This is a genomic window from Streptomyces crystallinus, assembly GCF_039521265.1.
GTDB lineage: Bacteria > Actinomycetota > Actinomycetes > Streptomycetales > Streptomycetaceae > Streptomyces > Streptomyces crystallinus.
The window spans coordinates 24,244-39,393 of record NZ_BAAACA010000026.1; the positions used below are offsets into that span (position 1 = coordinate 24,244).

Here is a 15,150-nt window from a genome sequence, read left to right on the forward strand (position 1 = left end):
CGTCGTCGCGACCACGGCCCACTGCCTCGCTCCGTGGTCCGCGCTCTGAAGCGTACCCAAAGGGACGGACACGCAGGAGTCCGCACCTGTCACCGCAAGGTCTCTCCGGTGGCCGACAGTTCAACTGCGGCGCGCTCCAGCTCCTCGGCGGCGCTGTTGATCTTCCGTGTGGTGTCGGCCACTTGGCGGCCGAGCCGCTGGGCCTCGACGAACACCTTGATCGCGAGGACACCGAGGACGGCGATTCCGAAGAACCCGAGGGCGATGGCGGTCATCGGCCAGAACATGAGCGGACCCTAGACGCTGGAGTGGAGGCGGAGGGTGCGGACCCCTCCGCCGGTGAGGAGTTCGACGATGCGCTCACCGGCCGGCTTGCGCACGGCGGAGCCGCACTCGGGGCAGGTGAAGGAGTAGAAGGTGGTACGGCGGCTGGCGCCGATGGCCAGCCGCAGCGCCCCCGCGGCCAGCTCGAAGCGGGCACGACAGTCGGGGCAGGCGGCCCTGAAGAGCACCGACTGGACTGCGGCCACCTGACGGGAAATACCGGGCATCACCGACATACTCCGCTTGTCTCCTCAGCTCTGTCCGTCGTACGCGCTCTGCTCTTCGTACGCCGCGAGCGCCGCCAGCGCCGCGCCGCGGGCACTCGTGGCCAGTTCGTCGGGGGCGACGATCCGGCCGTCCCGGCCCAGCCGCAGCGCGAGGCGGCGCAGCGAGGCCGGGTCCGGGGTGCGCAGGGTGATCCGCAGCCCCCCGTCCGCCAGCTCCTCGGCGCTGTCGTGCGGGTAGTACTCGGCGACCCAGCGCCCACCGGGCCCCACCTCGACGACCACCTCGGGGTCCTCGGCGGCGGGCTGCACCAGCCCCTCGGAGAGGTCCCGCAGCTCCAGCTCGGGCGGTGCGGCCGGCTCGTCGAGCAGCCGGATCTCGGCCACCCGGTCCAGCCGGAAGGTGCGGCGCGCCTCGGAGAGCCGGCACCACGCCTCCATATAGGTGTGGCCGACGGCGAAGAGCCGGATCGGGTCGACCTCGCGCTCGGTGAGCTCGTCGCGCGCGGGCGAGTAGTAGCGCACCCACAGCCGGCGCCGCTCCGAGATCGCCCGGTCGACGTCGGCGAAGACCCCGCCCTCCGACTCGAAGGTGACCGAGAGCCGGGAGCTGGCGCCCGCCGCCTCCCCGGCCGCGGCCTCCAGCTTGGCGGTGGCGCGCAGCAGCGCCTGCCGGTCGCCCTCGCGCAGCCCCGGCAGCGTCGCCACCGCGCGGGCCGCGACCAGGAGCGCGGTCGCCTCGTCGGCGGCGATCCGCAGCGGCTCGGCCGCCTCGGCACCCAGGGCGTTCGGATTGCGCCACCAGATGCGGTCGCCGTCGGTGTCGATGTCGAGCAGGTCGCCGCCGCGGAAGCTGGTCCCGCACATGGGCAGTACGTCGAGGTCCGAGATCAGCTCGTCCTCGGTGATCCCGAAGGCGCGGGCCACGTCGGCGACGTGCGCCCCGGGCCGTTCGCGCAGATAGGTCACGAGGGAGAGCATCCGCCGCGTCTGGTCGATGGCGTTGGCAGCCATGGTCGTTCGGTCCCCCTCAGCCCTTGGCCACGGCGCGCAGCCGGTCCACCACGTCGGCCCGCAGGTCCGCGGGCTCCAGTACGACCACGTCGGGGCCGAACTCCACGAGCCAGGCGTCAAGACCGTGCCCGTACGGAATCTCCAACTCGTCCCACCCGTCGCCGAGTTCCCGCGTCGAGGTGGCCCGGGAGCGCAGCGGATAGCCGGCGCCGGCGCGCAGCCGGATCCGCGCGGAGCGGGTGGCCGTCTCCCCCGCCCAGCTCTCCACGGTCTCGCGCACGGTGACCACGTCGGGCACCGGCGCGGTGAAGGACCCGGCCCGCGAGCGCACCTTGCCGGTGATCCGGGAGAGCCGGAAGACCCGCTCGGCGCCGCGGTCGCGGTCCCAGCCCGCCAGATACCAGTGGCCGCGCCAGCACTCCAGGGTCCACGGCTCGACATGGCGGGTGCCGGGGCGGGCGGCGGTGGCCTTGCGGTACTCGAAGACCACCGGGCGGCGGTCGCGGCAGGCCAGCATCAATGGCTCGAAAGCAACCTCGTGGACCGGGATGCGTGGCTCGATCGCGCTGTGCTCGTACGGGTTGTCGGCTTCCGGCATTCCGGCGGCGCGCAGCTTCTGGAGCGCGCCGCTGGCCGCGCCCGCGAGCCGGGCCTGCTGCCAGACGCGGGCGGCGAGCCCGAGCGCGGCGGCCTCCTCGGCGTCCAGCTGGACCGGCGGCAGCCGGTTGGAGTCACGGCGGGCCAGATAGCCGGTCTCGCCGTCGAGGTTCTCCACCGTCTCGATGACCAGCCCGAGTTCGCGCAGATCGTCCTTGTCGCGCTCGAACATCCGGTTGAAGGCGTCGTCCGAGCCCGCCTCCAGATAGGCCTCGATGGAACCGCGCAGTTCGCGCTTGCTGAGCGGACGGCGCGTCCCCAGCAGACACAGCGCCAGGTTCATCAGCCGCTCGGCCTTGGCAATCGCCATCGACGCCCTTCGCCCTCTTCTCGAATCCGCTGCTCCGACCGTTGACCGTACCGTCCCCGGGTCGCGTGGCAAAAGCCGAGGGCCCGTGCCGGACGGCACGGGCCCTCGGTGTGATCGGGTGTGATCAGACAGCGACCAGGTCGCAGACGAAGATAAGCGTCTCACCCGGCGCGATCCGGCCACCGGCGCCACGGTCGCCGTAGGCGAGGTGCGCGGGGATGGTCAGCTGGCGGCGGCCGCCGACCTTCATGCCCTGGATGCCCTTGTCCCAGCCCTGGATGACCTGGCCGGCACCGAGCTGGAACTCCAGCGGCGTGCCGCGGTTCCAGGAGGAGTCGAACTCCTCGCCGGTGGAGAAGGCGACGCCCACGTAGTGGACCTTCACGTAGTCGCCCGCCTTGGCGACGGCGCCGTCGCCCTCCCAGATCTCCTTGATCTCCAGGTCGGCCGGCGGCTCGCCCTCGGGGAAGTCGATCTCGGGCTTCTCGATGCTCACTGAACTGCTCCTCTTGAATACGTGCAGGGCAACCGGGACAGTCTTACATCTCCGCCGTCACATCTTGGCCAGGATGTCGATCGAGAAGACCATGGTGGAGTTGGCGGGGATACCCGACTGCTCCTTGTCGCCCAGACCCTGGTCGGGCGGGATGACCACCAGGATGCGGCTGCCGACCTTCTTGCCGACCAGACCGGCCTTGAGGCCCTTGAGGGTCAGGTTCGGCAGCGCGAAGGTCTGGGTCTTGCCCTGGTCGTAGGTGCTGTCGAACTTCTTGCTGTCCTTCCACAGGAAGGCCTCGTACGCCAGGACCACGCTGTCCGTGTCCTTCACGACGTCGCCGTCGGCCTCCAGCACGTACTCGGAGACCAGCTTCTTGGGCGGGTCGGTCTTGGGGACGGTCAGCGTCGGCGCCTTGCCGTCGGTGTTGGTGCCCACCTTCGGCAGGTCCTTGTCGTCCTGCGCGACCTCCTTGCCCTTGGCGGCGGTCGGGATGGTGGTCGCCTTGACGATGTCCACGACGAAGACCAGCGTGGCGTTGGGCTTGATGCTGTCGCCCTGGCCCTGCGCGCCGTAACCGAGCTCCGGCGGGATGCCCAGCTCGACGCGGCTGCCGACCTTCTGGCCCTCCAGGCCCTGGTCCCAGCCCTTGATGACCTGACCGGCGCCGAGGGTCAGCGTGAAGGGCTCCTTGCGGTCGAAGCTGTTGTCGAACGGCTTGTCCGAGTCCCAGGCCTGGCCGAGGTAGTTCACGGACACCGCGTCGTTCTTCTTGAGCGGCGCGCCCTTGCCCTCGCTGATGACATTGACCTTGAGGGCCTTGGGCGGGTTGCCCTCGCCCTTGGCGAGGGTCGGCTTCTCCCCGAACTTGGCGCCCGCGGTGATGGCGGGCAGGCCGTTCTTCATCGAGGCGGTGTCGGAGGGGGAGTCGGAGCCCTTGTCGTCACTTCCGCAGGCGGCTGTGGCAACCAGCAGCAGCGGGACGGCGAGCAGGCCGGCAAGTCGGCGCACGTGTTCCTCAGATCTCAGACGGCACAGTAGTTTGCCCGCCACTCTAAGGCGTAGCACGGGCCCCGTACGAGGAACGTACGGGGCCCGTGTTCACGGCGTCGGCCGCGGCCGGTCACATACCGGCGATCAGCTTCTCCACACGGTCGTCCACGGCGCGGAACGGGTCCTTGCACAGCACCGTGCGCTGCGCCTGGTCGTTGAGCTTGAGGTGGACCCAGTCGACGGTGAAGTCCCGGCGCTGCTCCTGCGCCCGGCGGATGAAGTCGCCGCGCAGCCGGGCCCGGGTGGTCTGCGGGGGCACCGACTTGCCCTCGAAGATCTTCAGGTCGTTGCAGATCCGCGCGGCCTGGCCCTTGCGCTCCAGCAGGTAGTAGAGCCCCCGCTGGCGGTGGATGTCGTGGTACGCGAGGTCTATCTGGGCGACCCGCGGGTGCGACATCGTCATGTTGTTCTTCGCCCGGTACCGCTCGATCAGCTGGTACTTCATGACCCAGTCGATCTCGGTGCCGATCCGGTCCAGGTCCTCGGCCTCGATGGCGTCCAGGGTGCGGCCCCACAGCTCCAGGACCTGGTCGACGGTGCCGGTGCGGGTGCCCCGGCGCTCCACGAAGTCCACGGCCTTCTCGTAGTACTCGCGCTGCACCTCGAGGGCGGAGGCCTCGCGGCCGCTGGCCAGGCGCACCTTGCGCTGGCCCGTGATGTCGTGCGAGACCTCGCGGATGGCCCGGATCGGGTTCTCCAGCGTCAGGTCGCGCATCACCGTGCCCGCCTCGATCATGCGTAGCACCAGGTCGGTGGCGCCGACCTTGAGCAGCATGGTCGTCTCGGACATGTTGGAGTCGCCGACGATCACGTGCAGCCGCCGGTAGCGCTCGGCGTCGGCGTGCGGCTCGTCCCGGGTGTTGATGATCGGGCGCGAGCGGGTGGTCGCGGAGCTGACGCCCTCCCAGATGTGCTCGGCGCGCTGGCTGACGCAGTAGACCGCGCCGCGCGGCGTCTGGAGGACCTTGCCCGCCCCGCACAGGAGCTGACGGGTGACCAGGAACGGGATGAGGATGTCCGCCAGCCGGGAGAACTCCCCGTGCCGGGCGACGAGATAGTTCTCGTGGCACCCGTAGGAGTTTCCGGCGGAATCGGTGTTGTTCTTGAAGAGATAGACGTCGCCCGCGATTCCCTCCTCGTGCAGGCGGCGCTCGGCGTCGACGAGCAGGCCTTCGAGAATGCGCTCGCCCGCCTTGTCGTGGGTGACCAGTTCGGTCACGTTGTCGCATTCGGGAGTTGCATATTCCGGATGCGAACCCACGTCGAGGTAGAGGCGGGCGCCGTTCCGCAGGAAGACGTTGCTGCTGCGGCCCCATGACACAACACGGCGGAAGAGGTAGCGCGCCACTTCGTCAGGTGACAGTCGGCGCTGTCCCCTGAACGTGCACGTGACGCCGTACTCGTTCTCCAGCCCGAAAATGCGGCGGTCCATGACTGAACATTACGCCCGATGCCCTCAGCTGAAACCGGGTTCGACGGCACGGGTTGGATCATTTTGGTCAACTCCCGCGACGCTTTCCGTACGCCCGTCAGCTGCGAGGACCCTCCGGGTGGCGAGCAGCACCAGCAGCGCGGCCGCCCCGCCGCCGCCCGCGACGGCGAAGCTCGCCGCGCTGCCGCCGAGTTCGACGGCCGGTCCGGCGAGGGCCGTGCCGAGCGCGGTGCCCACCCCGAACGCGGTCACCAGCCAGGAGAACGCCTCGGTCACGGTGCCGCGCGGAGCGTGCCGGTCCACCACGATGAACGCGCAGGCGATGCACGGCGCGAGGAAGAGGCCGGAGACCACGGCGAGCAGCGCCATGGGCACCACACCGGGGACGAGCATCAGCGGCAGATAGCCGACGGCGAGCAGCGCGACGAGCGAAACCAGCCTTTTCTCGGGAGTTCCGGCCCACTGGCGCGCCCCGTACACCAGACCGCCGAGCAGCGCCCCGAGTCCGTTGGCCGCCATCAGCCAGCCGTAGATCGCGTCCCGGCCGTGGTCGTCCGCGTACGCCGAGGCCGCCACGATGATCGCGCCCAGCGCCAGCCCGACGAAGAAGAACGCCCCGAGGAGCGCGAGCAGGCCCGTGGAACGCAGTGCGCCCAGCCAGTGCGCCTCGCGCGGTGCCGAGCGCCAGGCGCGCGAGGGGCGCGAGAGGACCACGGAGAGCGCGCCGAGCACCCCGAGCACGTTGATGGCGACCAGCGCGGTGGCGGGCGACCACAGCGCGATGCCGAGGGTGACGAGCAGCGGGCCGACCGTGAACATCACCTCCTGGGCTATCGCGTCCATCGCGTAGGCGGTGTGCACCTGGTCCTGGCGGGTCAGGACGCTGGGCCACAGGGCACGCAGCCCGCCCTCCAGAGGCGGTGTGCAGAACCCGGCGACCAGCATCGCCGCGTACGCCACCGCCACCGGCTCGATGCCGCTGAACGCCAGCACGGCCATGCCGAGCGCGCTGGCCACCGAGGCGGGCAGCATCACCCGGGGCTGTCCGTACAGGTCGACCGCGCGGCCGAGCAGCGGCTGCCCGGCCGCGGTGGCCAGGCCGTACACCGCGGTGAGGGCGCCCGCCAGCGAGTAGCTGCCGCCCTCGGCGCGGACGAACAGGACCACGGCGATGGCCGCCGTGGCGTTCGGCAGCCGTCCGGTGAGCGTGCCCACCAGCAGTCGCGCGGCGTGCCGCGTCCGGAGGATCTCCAGATAACCCGCCGCCATGCTCGCCCCTCGGTTGGATGAGTTTTACGTATAACGTCCGACGTCATACGTACCATGTCGACAACCCCCGGGTCCACCCCCGGAGCAGGGACGCCAGCCCGTCGCACCAGCCGCCGCACCCGGCCGCCGCACCCCCCGGAGGACTCCGTGAAGACCCAGCCGACCAGCCGGGACGTCGCCCGCGCGGCCGGGGTCTCCCAGGCCACCGTCTCCCTCGTCCTCGGCGACAAGTGGCGCGGGCGGGTGTCGGAGCGCACGGCGGGGCTGGTGCGCGAGGCCGCCCGCGAACTCGGCTACCGGCCCAACCTCGCCGCCCGCAGCCTGCGCCTGGGCCGCACCCGCACCGCCCTGCTCGTGGTCCCGGCGCTCACCAACGAGTTCTTCGCCCGGGTCTACACCGGCGCCGCCCGTGTCGCGGCCGAGCACGGCTTCGGGGTGGTCCTCTACCCCTCCCCCGAGGGCGTGGGCCCCGCGCGCGACCCCTTCGCCTCCGCGAGCGCCGCCCTGGACGGGGTCATCGCCTCCTCGATGGCCGCCGACGCCCTCGCCTCCATCCGGGGCAGCGACCTGCCGCTGGTGATGCTCGACAGCGACCCGGGCGAGAGCGGCCCGGCCGCGCGCGTCAACCTCGACATCGCCGACGGCATACGGCAGGTGACGGACCATCTGCTGGGCCTGGGCCACCGCCGGTTCGCCCACCTCGCCTCCGCCGTCGACTCCTGGACCTTCCAGGTGCGCGGGCGGGCCCTGGACGAGGCCCTTGCGGGCGTGCCCGGCGCCGAGGTCCTGACCGTGCCCGCCGCGCTCACCGTCGACGCCGCCCGGCAGGCGGCCGAGCGGGCCCTGACCGGGGCCGGCCCCCGCCCGACCGCGCTGATCTGCGACGACGACATCCTGGCCGCCGGGGCCTGCAAGGCCGCCCGGCGGCTGGGACTGCGCGTCCCCGACGACGTCTCGGTGGCCGGGTTCGACGACCTCGCCCTCGCCACCGCCCTGGAACCGGAGCTCACCACGGTCCAGCTGCCCGCCGAGCGGGTGGGCGAGCGGGGCATGGCCGCGCTGCTGGACGTGCTGGAGGGGCGCGAGCCGGAGGCGGGCGACCTGCCCGTCTCACTGGTCGTCCGCGGCTCCACGGCCCCGCCCGCGCGCTGAACGGAAAAGGCCCGTGCCCCGCTGTGAGGAGCGGCGGGGCACGGGCCTTCGCGGAGCAGACCGCCTGGGCGTCTACTCCTCGTCGTCGTTGTCGGAGGGCACCTCGGTCGGCTCGGCGCTCGCCTCCTCCGTCTGGAGGAGCCGGGAGAGCTGACGGCCGACGATCCGCTTGAACTTGCGCTGCTGCGGCCGCGTCCGGTCCAGGACGGCGACCTCCAGACGCTCCGCGGGGATCTCCCGGTCGGCGCCGTTGGTCTGGTTGGAGAGCGCCTGCACGGCCAGCTTCAGGGCCTCCGCCAGCGACATGCCGTCCTGGTGGCGCTGGTCGAGGAAGGAGCTGATCTGCTCCGCGTTGCCGCCGACCGCGACCGAGCCGTGCTCGTCCACGATCGAGCCGTCGTGCGGCAGCCGGTAGATCTGGTCCTCCTCCGGCGTCGCCCCGACCTCGGCGACCACCAGCTCCACCTCGTACGGCTTCTCGCCGGCGCTGGAGAAGATGGTGCCCAGCGTCTGCGCGTACACGTTGGCCAGGCCGCGGGCGGTCACGTCGTCGCGGTCGTAGGTGTATCCCCGCAGGTCCGCATAGCGCACACCGCCGATGCGGAGGTTCTCGTACTCGTTGTACTTGCCGGCGGCCGCGAAGCCGATCCGGTCGTAGATCTCGCTGAACTTGTGCAGCGCGCGGGACGGGTTCTCGCCGACGAAGACGATGCCGTCGGCGTACTGCAGCACGACCAGGCTGCGGCCGCGCGCGATGCCCTTGCGGGCGTACTCGGCGCGGTCGGCCATGGCCTGCTGGGGTGAGACATAGAACGGCGTCGACACCGGCTATCCGTCCCTTTCTGTCAGTGGCGGGGTCATCTCGGCGGTCTCAGAGCAGCGCGGCGCGCGGGCCGTCGGGCTGCTCCAGGCGCCGCTCCAGGATCGAGCGGGCGATCTCGGAGGACTCCGCGTCGGTCAGTCTCCGGAAGCCCTCGTCGCTGATGACCGTGACGATCGGGTAGATCCGGCGGGCCACGTCGGGACCACCGGTCGCCGAGTCGTCGTCCGCCGCGTCGTAGAGCGCCTGGACGACCAGGGTCGTCGTCTGCTCCTCGGTGAGGTCCTCGCGGTAGAGCTTCTTCATCGAGCCCCGGGCGAAGATCGAGCCGGAGCCGGTGGCCGCGTAGCCGTGCTCCTCGGAGCGGCCGCCGGTGACGTCGTACGAGAAGATGCGGCCCTTGTCGCGGTCCACGTCGTACCCCGCGAAGAGCGGGACCACGGCGAGGCCCTGCATGGCCATGCCGAGGTTGCCGCGGATCATCGTGGAGAGGCGGTTGGCCTTGCCCTCCAGGGAGAGGGTGGTCCCCTCGACCTTCTCGAAGTGCTCCAGCTCCAGCTGGAAGAGCTTGACCATCTCCACGGCGAGGCCGGCGGTGCCGGCGATGCCCACCGCCGAGTACTCGTCGGCGGGGAAGACCTTCTCGATGTCGCGCTGGGCGATCATGTTGCCCATGGTGGCCCGCCGGTCACCGGCGAGGACCACGCCACCGGGGAAGGTGGCGGCCACGATGGTGGTGCCGTGCGGCGCCTCCACGTGCCCCTGCACGGGCGGCAGCACCCGCTTGCCCGGCAGCATCTCCGGGGAGTGCTCGGACAGGAAGTCCATGAAGGAGGACGAGCCCGGCGTCAGGAAGGCTGCTGGTAGACGCCCTGTGCCACGAGTGTTGGCTTCCACGAGTTTCCCTCCAGGTAGGCGGCAGCCCGACGAACAGTGTCGGGATCGTCTCCCAACTTGCCGATGGCCGAATTGCAGTTGAAGCACCGGTTGGAGCACCGTACGCCACGGACCTTACCCAGCTTCCGCGGCGGTGATCCACATGAACGGCGAGGGCGGAAGGGCGGGTTGGGCACACCCGGTGCCGCCCCGCCGGCGGGAACCGTCGTTCCCTCATCCACACCCTTCGCCGTTCACGGACGTGGACTACTGTCCACCCTTCTGAACGAAAGAGCGGACGAAGTCCTCGGCGTTCTCCTCCAGCACATCGTCGATCTCGTCCAGCACCGAGTCGACGTCGTCCGAGAGCTTCTCGTGGCGCTCCTTGAGGTCCTCCGAAGCCTGCGCGTCCTGGGCCTGCTCCTCGACCTCCTCGGTGGAACGCGTGGCCTTCTGCTGTCCGCCGCCGGTGTCCTTGGTCGCCATCTACCTCACCCCGCTCGGTTCGATGTCCTTGATCAGACCCTACAAGCAGGGCCCGACATCGGCCCCGCACTTGGTGGAACGTGCGGGGCCTACCTCTGTGTTTCCCCCGCGGCCCACTTTTCAGCCCCTGCTCAGGCGCCCGAGAGCACCCGGACCAGATCCTCCGCCGTCCGGCAGCGGTCGAGCAGCTCCTTCACGTGATTACGCGTTCCGCGAAGCGGTTCCAGGGTTGGCACGCGCTGGAGGGAGTCACGGCCCGGCAGATCGAAGATGACCGAGTCCCAGGAGGCCGCGGCCACGTCGTCCGCGTACTGCTCCAGGCACCGGCCGCGGAAGTAGGCCCGGGTGTCCTCCGGGGGCTTCGTGCGGGCCCGGGAGACCGCGTCCTCGTCGAGCAGCCGCTTCATCCTGCCGCGGGCCGCCAGGCGGTTGTAGAGGCCCTTCTCGGCCCGTACGTCGGCGTACTGGAGGTCGACCAGGTGCAGCCGGGCCGCGTCCCAGCCGAGGCCGTCACGCCGCCGGTAGCCCTCCATCAGCTCCCGCTTGGCGATCCAGTCCAGCTCCCCGGCCAGGCTCATCGGGTCGTTCTCCAGCCGGTTGAGCACGTCCTCCCAGCGGCCCAGGACGTCCTTGGTCTGGTCGTCCGCGTCGGCCCCGAACCGCTCCTCCACGTATTTGCGCGCCAGCTCGAAGTACTCCATCTGGAGTTGTACGGCGGTGAGTGTGCGGCCGCTGCGCAGGGTGACGAGGTGGTGCAGGTCCGGGTCGTGGGAGACCTGGTGGAGGGTGCGCACCGGCTGGTCGACGGCCAGGTCGACGTTGATGAAACCGTCCTCGATCATGGAGAGGACGAGGGCCGTCATACCGAGCTTGAGGTACGTGGAGATCTCGGAGAGGTTGGCGTCGCCGATGATGACGTGCAGCCGGCGGTATTTCTCCGCGTCCGCGTGCGGCTCGTCCCGGGTGTTGATGATGGGGCGCTTGAGGGTGGTCTCCAGGCCCACCTCGACTTCGAAGTAGTCGGCGCGCTGGCTGATCTGGAAGCCGTGCTCGTGCCCGTCCTGGCCGATGCCGACGCGGCCCGCTCCCGTGATGACCTGGCGGGAGACGAAGAACGGGGTGAGGTGGCGCACGATGTCCGAGAACGGGGTCTCCCGCTTCATCAGGTAGTTCTCGTGCGTGCCGTAGGAGGCGCCCTTGTTGTCGGTGTTGTTCTTGTAGAGGTGGATCGGCTGGGCGCCGGGCAGTTGCGCCGCGCGCTCGGCGGCCTCGGCCATGATGCGCTCGCCCGCCTTGTCCCAGAGCACCGCGTCGCGCGGGTTGGTGACCTCGGGCGAGCTGTACTCGGGGTGGGCGTGGTCGACGTAGAGCCGTGCCCCGTTGGTGAGGATGACGTTGGCGAGGCCGATGTCCTCGTCGGTGAGCTGGCTGGAGTCGGCGGCCTCGCGGGCGAGGTCGAAGCCGCGGGCGTCCCGCAGCGGGTTCTCCTCCTCGAAGTCCCACCGCGCGCGGCGCGCCCGGTGCATCGCCGCGGCGTAGGCGTTGACGATCTGGGACGAGGTGAGCATGGCATTGGCATTGGGGTGGCCGGGGACGGAGATGCCGTACTCCGTCTCGATGCCCATTACTCGCCGTACGGTCATGCGGCCCTCCTTGCCCGGCGGCGCTCCCCCGCGGGAGCGGCGCTCAAGTACCGCTGTTTCTCCGGTGCGTGTGCGGTGCCCGTCCCCGCACTGCGCGACTCGGCGGTACGGAAGAGCCTAGAACGCCTTTGCGCTGGTGGGGAGATCAATTCCGTCATTGCTCTTGGTCTGTGCGTGGCCTGAATTCGGCCGGAAACGCAGGCGGCTGCGGATGCCCCGGCCGGGCACCCGCAGCCGCCCCTTGTCCTACAGGTACTGACCGGTGTTGGCCACGGTGTCGATGGAGCGACCGGTGTCCGCGCCCTGCTTTCCGGTGACGAGGGTACGGATGAACACGATCCGCTCGCCCTTCTTTCCGGAGATACGGGCCCAGTCGTCGGGGTTGGTGGTGTTGGGCAGGTCCTCGTTCTCCTTGAACTCGTCCACGCAGGCCTGGAGGAGGTGGGAGACGCGGATGCCCTTCTGGTTGTGGTCGAGGAAGGCCTTGATGGCCATCTTCTTGGCCCGGTCCACGATGTTCTGGATCATGGCGCCGGAGTTGAAGTCCTTGAAGTAGAGGACTTCCTTGTCGCCGTTGGCGTACGTGACTTCCAGGAAGCGGTTCTCCTCGGATTCCGCGTACATCTGCTCGACCACGGACTGGATCATCGCGTGTGCCGCCGCGTCCTTGGAACCGCTGTGTTCGGACAGGTCGTCCGAGTGCAGCGGCAGGGAGGCCGTGAGGTACTTGGCGAAGATGTCCTTGGCCGCCTCGGCGTCCGGCCGCTCGATCTTGATCTTCACGTCCAGGCGCCCGGGGCGCAGGATGGCCGGGTCGATCATGTCCTCGCGGTTGGAGGCGCCGATCACGATGACGTTCTCCAGGCCCTCCACACCGTCGATCTCGGCGAGCAGCTGGGGGACGATGGTGTTCTCCACGTCCGAGCTGACACCGGATCCGCGGGTGCGGAAGAGGGACTCCATCTCGTCGAAGAAGACGATGACGGGGGTGCCCTCGCTGGCCTTCTCGCGCGCCCGCTGGAAGACCAGGCGGATGTGCCGCTCGGTCTCGCCGACGTACTTATTGAGGAGCTCGGGGCCCTTGATGTTGAGGAAGTAGCTCTTCCCCGCGGGCTGGCCGGTGACCTCGGCGACCTTCTTGGCGAGCGAGTTGGCGACGGCCTTGGCGATGAGCGTCTTGCCGCAGCCGGGCGGCCCGTAGAGCAGGATGCCCTTGGGCGGCCGCAGTTCGTGCTCCTTGAAGAGGTCCGGGTACAGGTACGGGAGCTCGACCGCGTCGCGGATCATCTCGATCTGGCCGCCGAGGCCGCCGATCTTGTCGTAGTCGACGTCCGGGACCTCTTCGAGGACGAGTTCCTCGACCTCGCTCTTGGGGACCACCTCGTACACATAGCCGGAGCGGGGTTCGAGCAGCAGGGCGTCGCCGGGGCGGATGGTGGCGTCCAGCAGCGGCTCGGCGAGCCTGACCACCCGTTCCTCGTCGGTGTGCCCGACCACCAGGGCCCGCTCGCCGTCCTCCAGGATCTCCTTGAGGGTGACGATGTCCCCGGCGCGCTCGTACTCCATGGCCTCGACCACGTTGAGCGCTTCGTTGAGCATGACTTCCTGGCCGCGCCTGAGCTCGTCGAGCTCGACGCTGGGGCTGACGTTCACCCGGAGCTTGCGGCCCCCGGTGAAGATGTCCGCCGTGCCGTCCTCGTTGGACTGCAGGAAGACTCCGAAGCCGGCCGGCGGCTGTGCGAGCCGGTCGACCTCCTCCTTGAGGGCCACGATCTGGTCCCGGGCCTCGCGGAGCGTATTGGCGAGCCGCTCGTTCTGCGCGGACACGCCCGCCAGGTTGGTCTGCAGCTCGACGATCCGCTCTTCGAGAATCCTCGTATGACGCGGAGAGTCGGCGAGCTTGCGTCGCAGGACGGCGATTTCCTGCTCTAGATAGGCAACCTGGCCGGCTGGGTCCTCAGACCCCCGCCCGGGCCGGATGCCGCGGTTGATGTCGTCGTCGTGGGCTGCCACGGTCCTCACCTCCTCCAAGGGGAGCTGGACGCTTCCTGACCCTACCTGGGCGGGTGGTGATTGAAACCCCTAGATCACAAAGACTGCGGGGTGTGTCCGATCTTCACCCTTGCGCTCTCCCTCACGCCAGGGGAATACCCACCCATCAACATCGGAAAGCGGGCGGTTGTATCGTCGAGTCGGTCAACACCCGTCAGGACTGGTACCGATTGCTCGGCCGGGCCGTGGGGTGGGACACACCGTACGAACACAGCACCGCGCAGGAACGGCAGGCGACATGAACGAGGCTCTTGAAGTCTGGATCGACCAGGAGCTCTGCACCGGCGACGGCATCTGTGTCCAGTACGCGCCCGAGGTGTTCGAGCTGGACATCGACGGTCTGGCCTATGTGAAGAGCGCCGACGACGAACTGTTGCAGGCGCCGGGCGCCGTGACGCCGGTCCCGCTGCCGCTGCTCCAGGACGTCGTCGACTCCGCCAAGGACTGCCCGGGCGACTGCATTCACGTACGACGGGTTTCGGACAGCGTCGAGGTCTACGGGCCGGACGCCGACTGAGACGGTACGTGACGGAGTACGTACGCTGGGTGACGGATCAGACGCTCGGCGCCAGGGACTGGGTGCTCCGGACGAACTTCCCGCCCTGCCAGCGCCACTTGGCCTTCTGCTCCTGGTCGGGGCAGCAGCGCGGCACGCTCGACGAGGAGTAGCCGAGCAGGGTCGCCGTGACCGCCCCGTCCTGGACCGCGAGGCCGGTCACGCTCAGCTTCTCGCGGGGGTCGGCCAGCGTCGCCACCAGACGGGGCGGGGCGCCCTTCAGTGCCGGCCGGGTCAGTACGTAGATCCCGCTCGGCGGGGTGCCCATGCCCGCGCGGCAGTGGACGACCGCCACGGTCTCCGGGCTGCCGTCGCCGTCGAGGTCGCCGGTGGCGCGGGCGGCCACCTCGGTGCCCACCGCGCCGCACTCCAGGGGATAGCCGACGGCCGCCGCGTCCGGGGCCGGGGCCGCCGCCGCGCGGGCGCCCGGGGCCCCTTGGGAGGCCTTGGCGGTGTCCGGCTGGAGCCAGCCGGCCAGGGCCACGACCGCGGCCATCGCGGCGGCCGTGGCCAGCCAGTGCACCGGGCGGGCGTGGGTGTGCGCGAGCTCGGGGACGGCGGCGTTCTGCACGTCGAAAGGTCTCCTGTGGGTGGCGCGAGCGGTGGGAGTGGCCAGCATCGTGCCACACGTCACAGTCGGGCGGAACAGCGGGGTCCGGCCGTTGTGCGCCCTCTTGCGCGCCGCCGTACCGGTGTCCGCCCCCCACCTCCAACGGAAAAGCGCCGCCGCCGAGTTCCCCGGCGTGTCCGGGAACTCGGCGGCGGCGCCGGTGCGTTGGGCCGACG

At 70.2% G+C, this 15,150-nt stretch carries 17 protein-coding genes; 2 read left to right on the forward strand and 15 right to left on the reverse strand.

What is annotated here, in order from left to right; translation table 11 throughout:
• Positions 1–89: 89 nt before the first annotated feature.
• From ABD236_RS20690 to ABD236_RS20725, 8 genes are all read right to left on the reverse strand, one after another.
• The gene (locus ABD236_RS20690; RefSeq protein WP_344075282.1) at positions 90–287 is read right to left on the reverse strand and encodes a hypothetical protein; all 198 of its coding nucleotides are present in this window, start codon (positions 285–287) and stop codon (positions 90–92) included.
• A gap of 9 nt (positions 288–296) precedes the next feature.
• Positions 297–560: a CpXC domain-containing protein gene (locus tag ABD236_RS20695; protein ID WP_344075283.1), complete on the reverse strand. Its 264-nt coding sequence runs from the start codon at positions 558–560 to the stop codon at positions 297–299.
• A 15-nt stretch (positions 561–575) separates the two neighbouring features.
• A complete protein-coding gene (locus ABD236_RS20700) occupies positions 576–1,562 on the reverse strand; it encodes a helix-turn-helix transcriptional regulator (protein ID WP_344075284.1) in 987 nt (328 codons plus the stop codon).
• A 16-nt stretch (positions 1,563–1,578) separates the two neighbouring features.
• A complete protein-coding gene (locus ABD236_RS20705; protein WP_344075285.1) occupies positions 1,579–2,529 on the reverse strand; it encodes a helix-turn-helix transcriptional regulator in 951 nt (316 codons plus the stop codon).
• A gap of 124 nt (positions 2,530–2,653) precedes the next feature.
• On the reverse strand, positions 2,654–3,025 hold the full coding sequence (locus tag ABD236_RS20710; protein ID WP_344075286.1) for an FKBP-type peptidyl-prolyl cis-trans isomerase: 372 nt from the start codon (positions 3,023–3,025) through the stop codon (positions 2,654–2,656).
• 57 nt (positions 3,026–3,082) lie between these two features.
• Positions 3,083–4,036, reverse strand: a complete 954-nt coding sequence (locus tag ABD236_RS20715; protein WP_344075287.1) for an FKBP-type peptidyl-prolyl cis-trans isomerase — start codon at positions 4,034–4,036, stop codon at positions 3,083–3,085.
• Between the two features lie 112 nt (positions 4,037–4,148).
• On the reverse strand, positions 4,149–5,510 hold the full coding sequence (gene pafA, locus ABD236_RS20720) for a Pup--protein ligase (RefSeq protein WP_344075288.1): 1,362 nt from the start codon (positions 5,508–5,510) through the stop codon (positions 4,149–4,151).
• Between the two features lie 24 nt (positions 5,511–5,534).
• Positions 5,535–6,779, reverse strand: a complete 1,245-nt coding sequence (locus ABD236_RS20725; protein WP_344075290.1) for an MFS transporter — start codon at positions 6,777–6,779, stop codon at positions 5,535–5,537.
• A gap of 147 nt (positions 6,780–6,926) precedes the next feature.
• Between ABD236_RS20725 and ABD236_RS20730 the strand changes: the two genes are divergently transcribed.
• Positions 6,927–7,931 (forward strand): LacI family DNA-binding transcriptional regulator, encoded by a 1,005-nt coding sequence (locus ABD236_RS20730; protein WP_344075291.1) that lies wholly within the window; start codon positions 6,927–6,929, stop codon positions 7,929–7,931.
• Positions 7,932–8,003: 72 nt separating this feature from the next.
• Here the strand turns inward: ABD236_RS20730 and prcA are convergent, their stop codons facing one another.
• The 6 genes from prcA to arc all read right to left on the reverse strand — a co-directional run bounded on the left by prcA (position 8,004) and on the right by arc (position 13,769).
• A complete protein-coding gene (prcA, locus tag ABD236_RS20735) occupies positions 8,004–8,756 on the reverse strand; it encodes a proteasome subunit alpha (protein WP_344075293.1) in 753 nt (250 codons plus the stop codon).
• A 46-nt stretch (positions 8,757–8,802) separates the two neighbouring features.
• A complete protein-coding gene (gene prcB / locus ABD236_RS20740; protein WP_344075294.1) occupies positions 8,803–9,648 on the reverse strand; it encodes a proteasome subunit beta in 846 nt (281 codons plus the stop codon).
• Positions 9,600–9,869, reverse strand: a complete 270-nt coding sequence (locus tag ABD236_RS20745) for an endonuclease domain-containing protein (RefSeq protein ID WP_425543918.1) — start codon at positions 9,867–9,869, stop codon at positions 9,600–9,602. The genes prcB and ABD236_RS20745 overlap by 49 nt, the downstream gene beginning before the upstream one ends.
• 25 nt (positions 9,870–9,894) lie before the next feature.
• Positions 9,895–10,113, reverse strand: a complete 219-nt coding sequence (locus tag ABD236_RS20750) for a ubiquitin-like protein Pup (protein WP_030608326.1) — start codon at positions 10,111–10,113, stop codon at positions 9,895–9,897.
• A 131-nt stretch (positions 10,114–10,244) separates the two neighbouring features.
• Positions 10,245–11,756 carry a depupylase/deamidase Dop gene (dop, locus tag ABD236_RS20755; protein ID WP_344075295.1) on the reverse strand — a complete coding sequence of 504 codons (1,512 nt, stop codon included), beginning with the start codon at positions 11,754–11,756 and terminating at the stop codon, positions 10,245–10,247.
• 246 nt (positions 11,757–12,002) lie between these two features.
• Positions 12,003–13,769, reverse strand: a complete 1,767-nt coding sequence (arc, locus tag ABD236_RS20760) for a proteasome ATPase (protein WP_344075296.1) — start codon at positions 13,767–13,769, stop codon at positions 12,003–12,005.
• Positions 13,770–14,046: 277 nt separating this feature from the next.
• On the opposite strand from arc, the gene ABD236_RS20765 reads away from it, so the two are divergent.
• The gene (locus ABD236_RS20765; protein ID WP_344075297.1) at positions 14,047–14,325 is read left to right on the forward strand and encodes a ferredoxin; all 279 of its coding nucleotides are present in this window, start codon (positions 14,047–14,049) and stop codon (positions 14,323–14,325) included.
• 37 nt (positions 14,326–14,362) lie between these two features.
• Here the strand turns inward: ABD236_RS20765 and ABD236_RS20770 are convergent, their stop codons facing one another.
• A complete protein-coding gene (locus ABD236_RS20770) occupies positions 14,363–14,935 on the reverse strand; it encodes a hypothetical protein (RefSeq protein WP_344075299.1) in 573 nt (190 codons plus the stop codon).
• Positions 14,936–15,150: the final 215 nt, after the last annotated feature.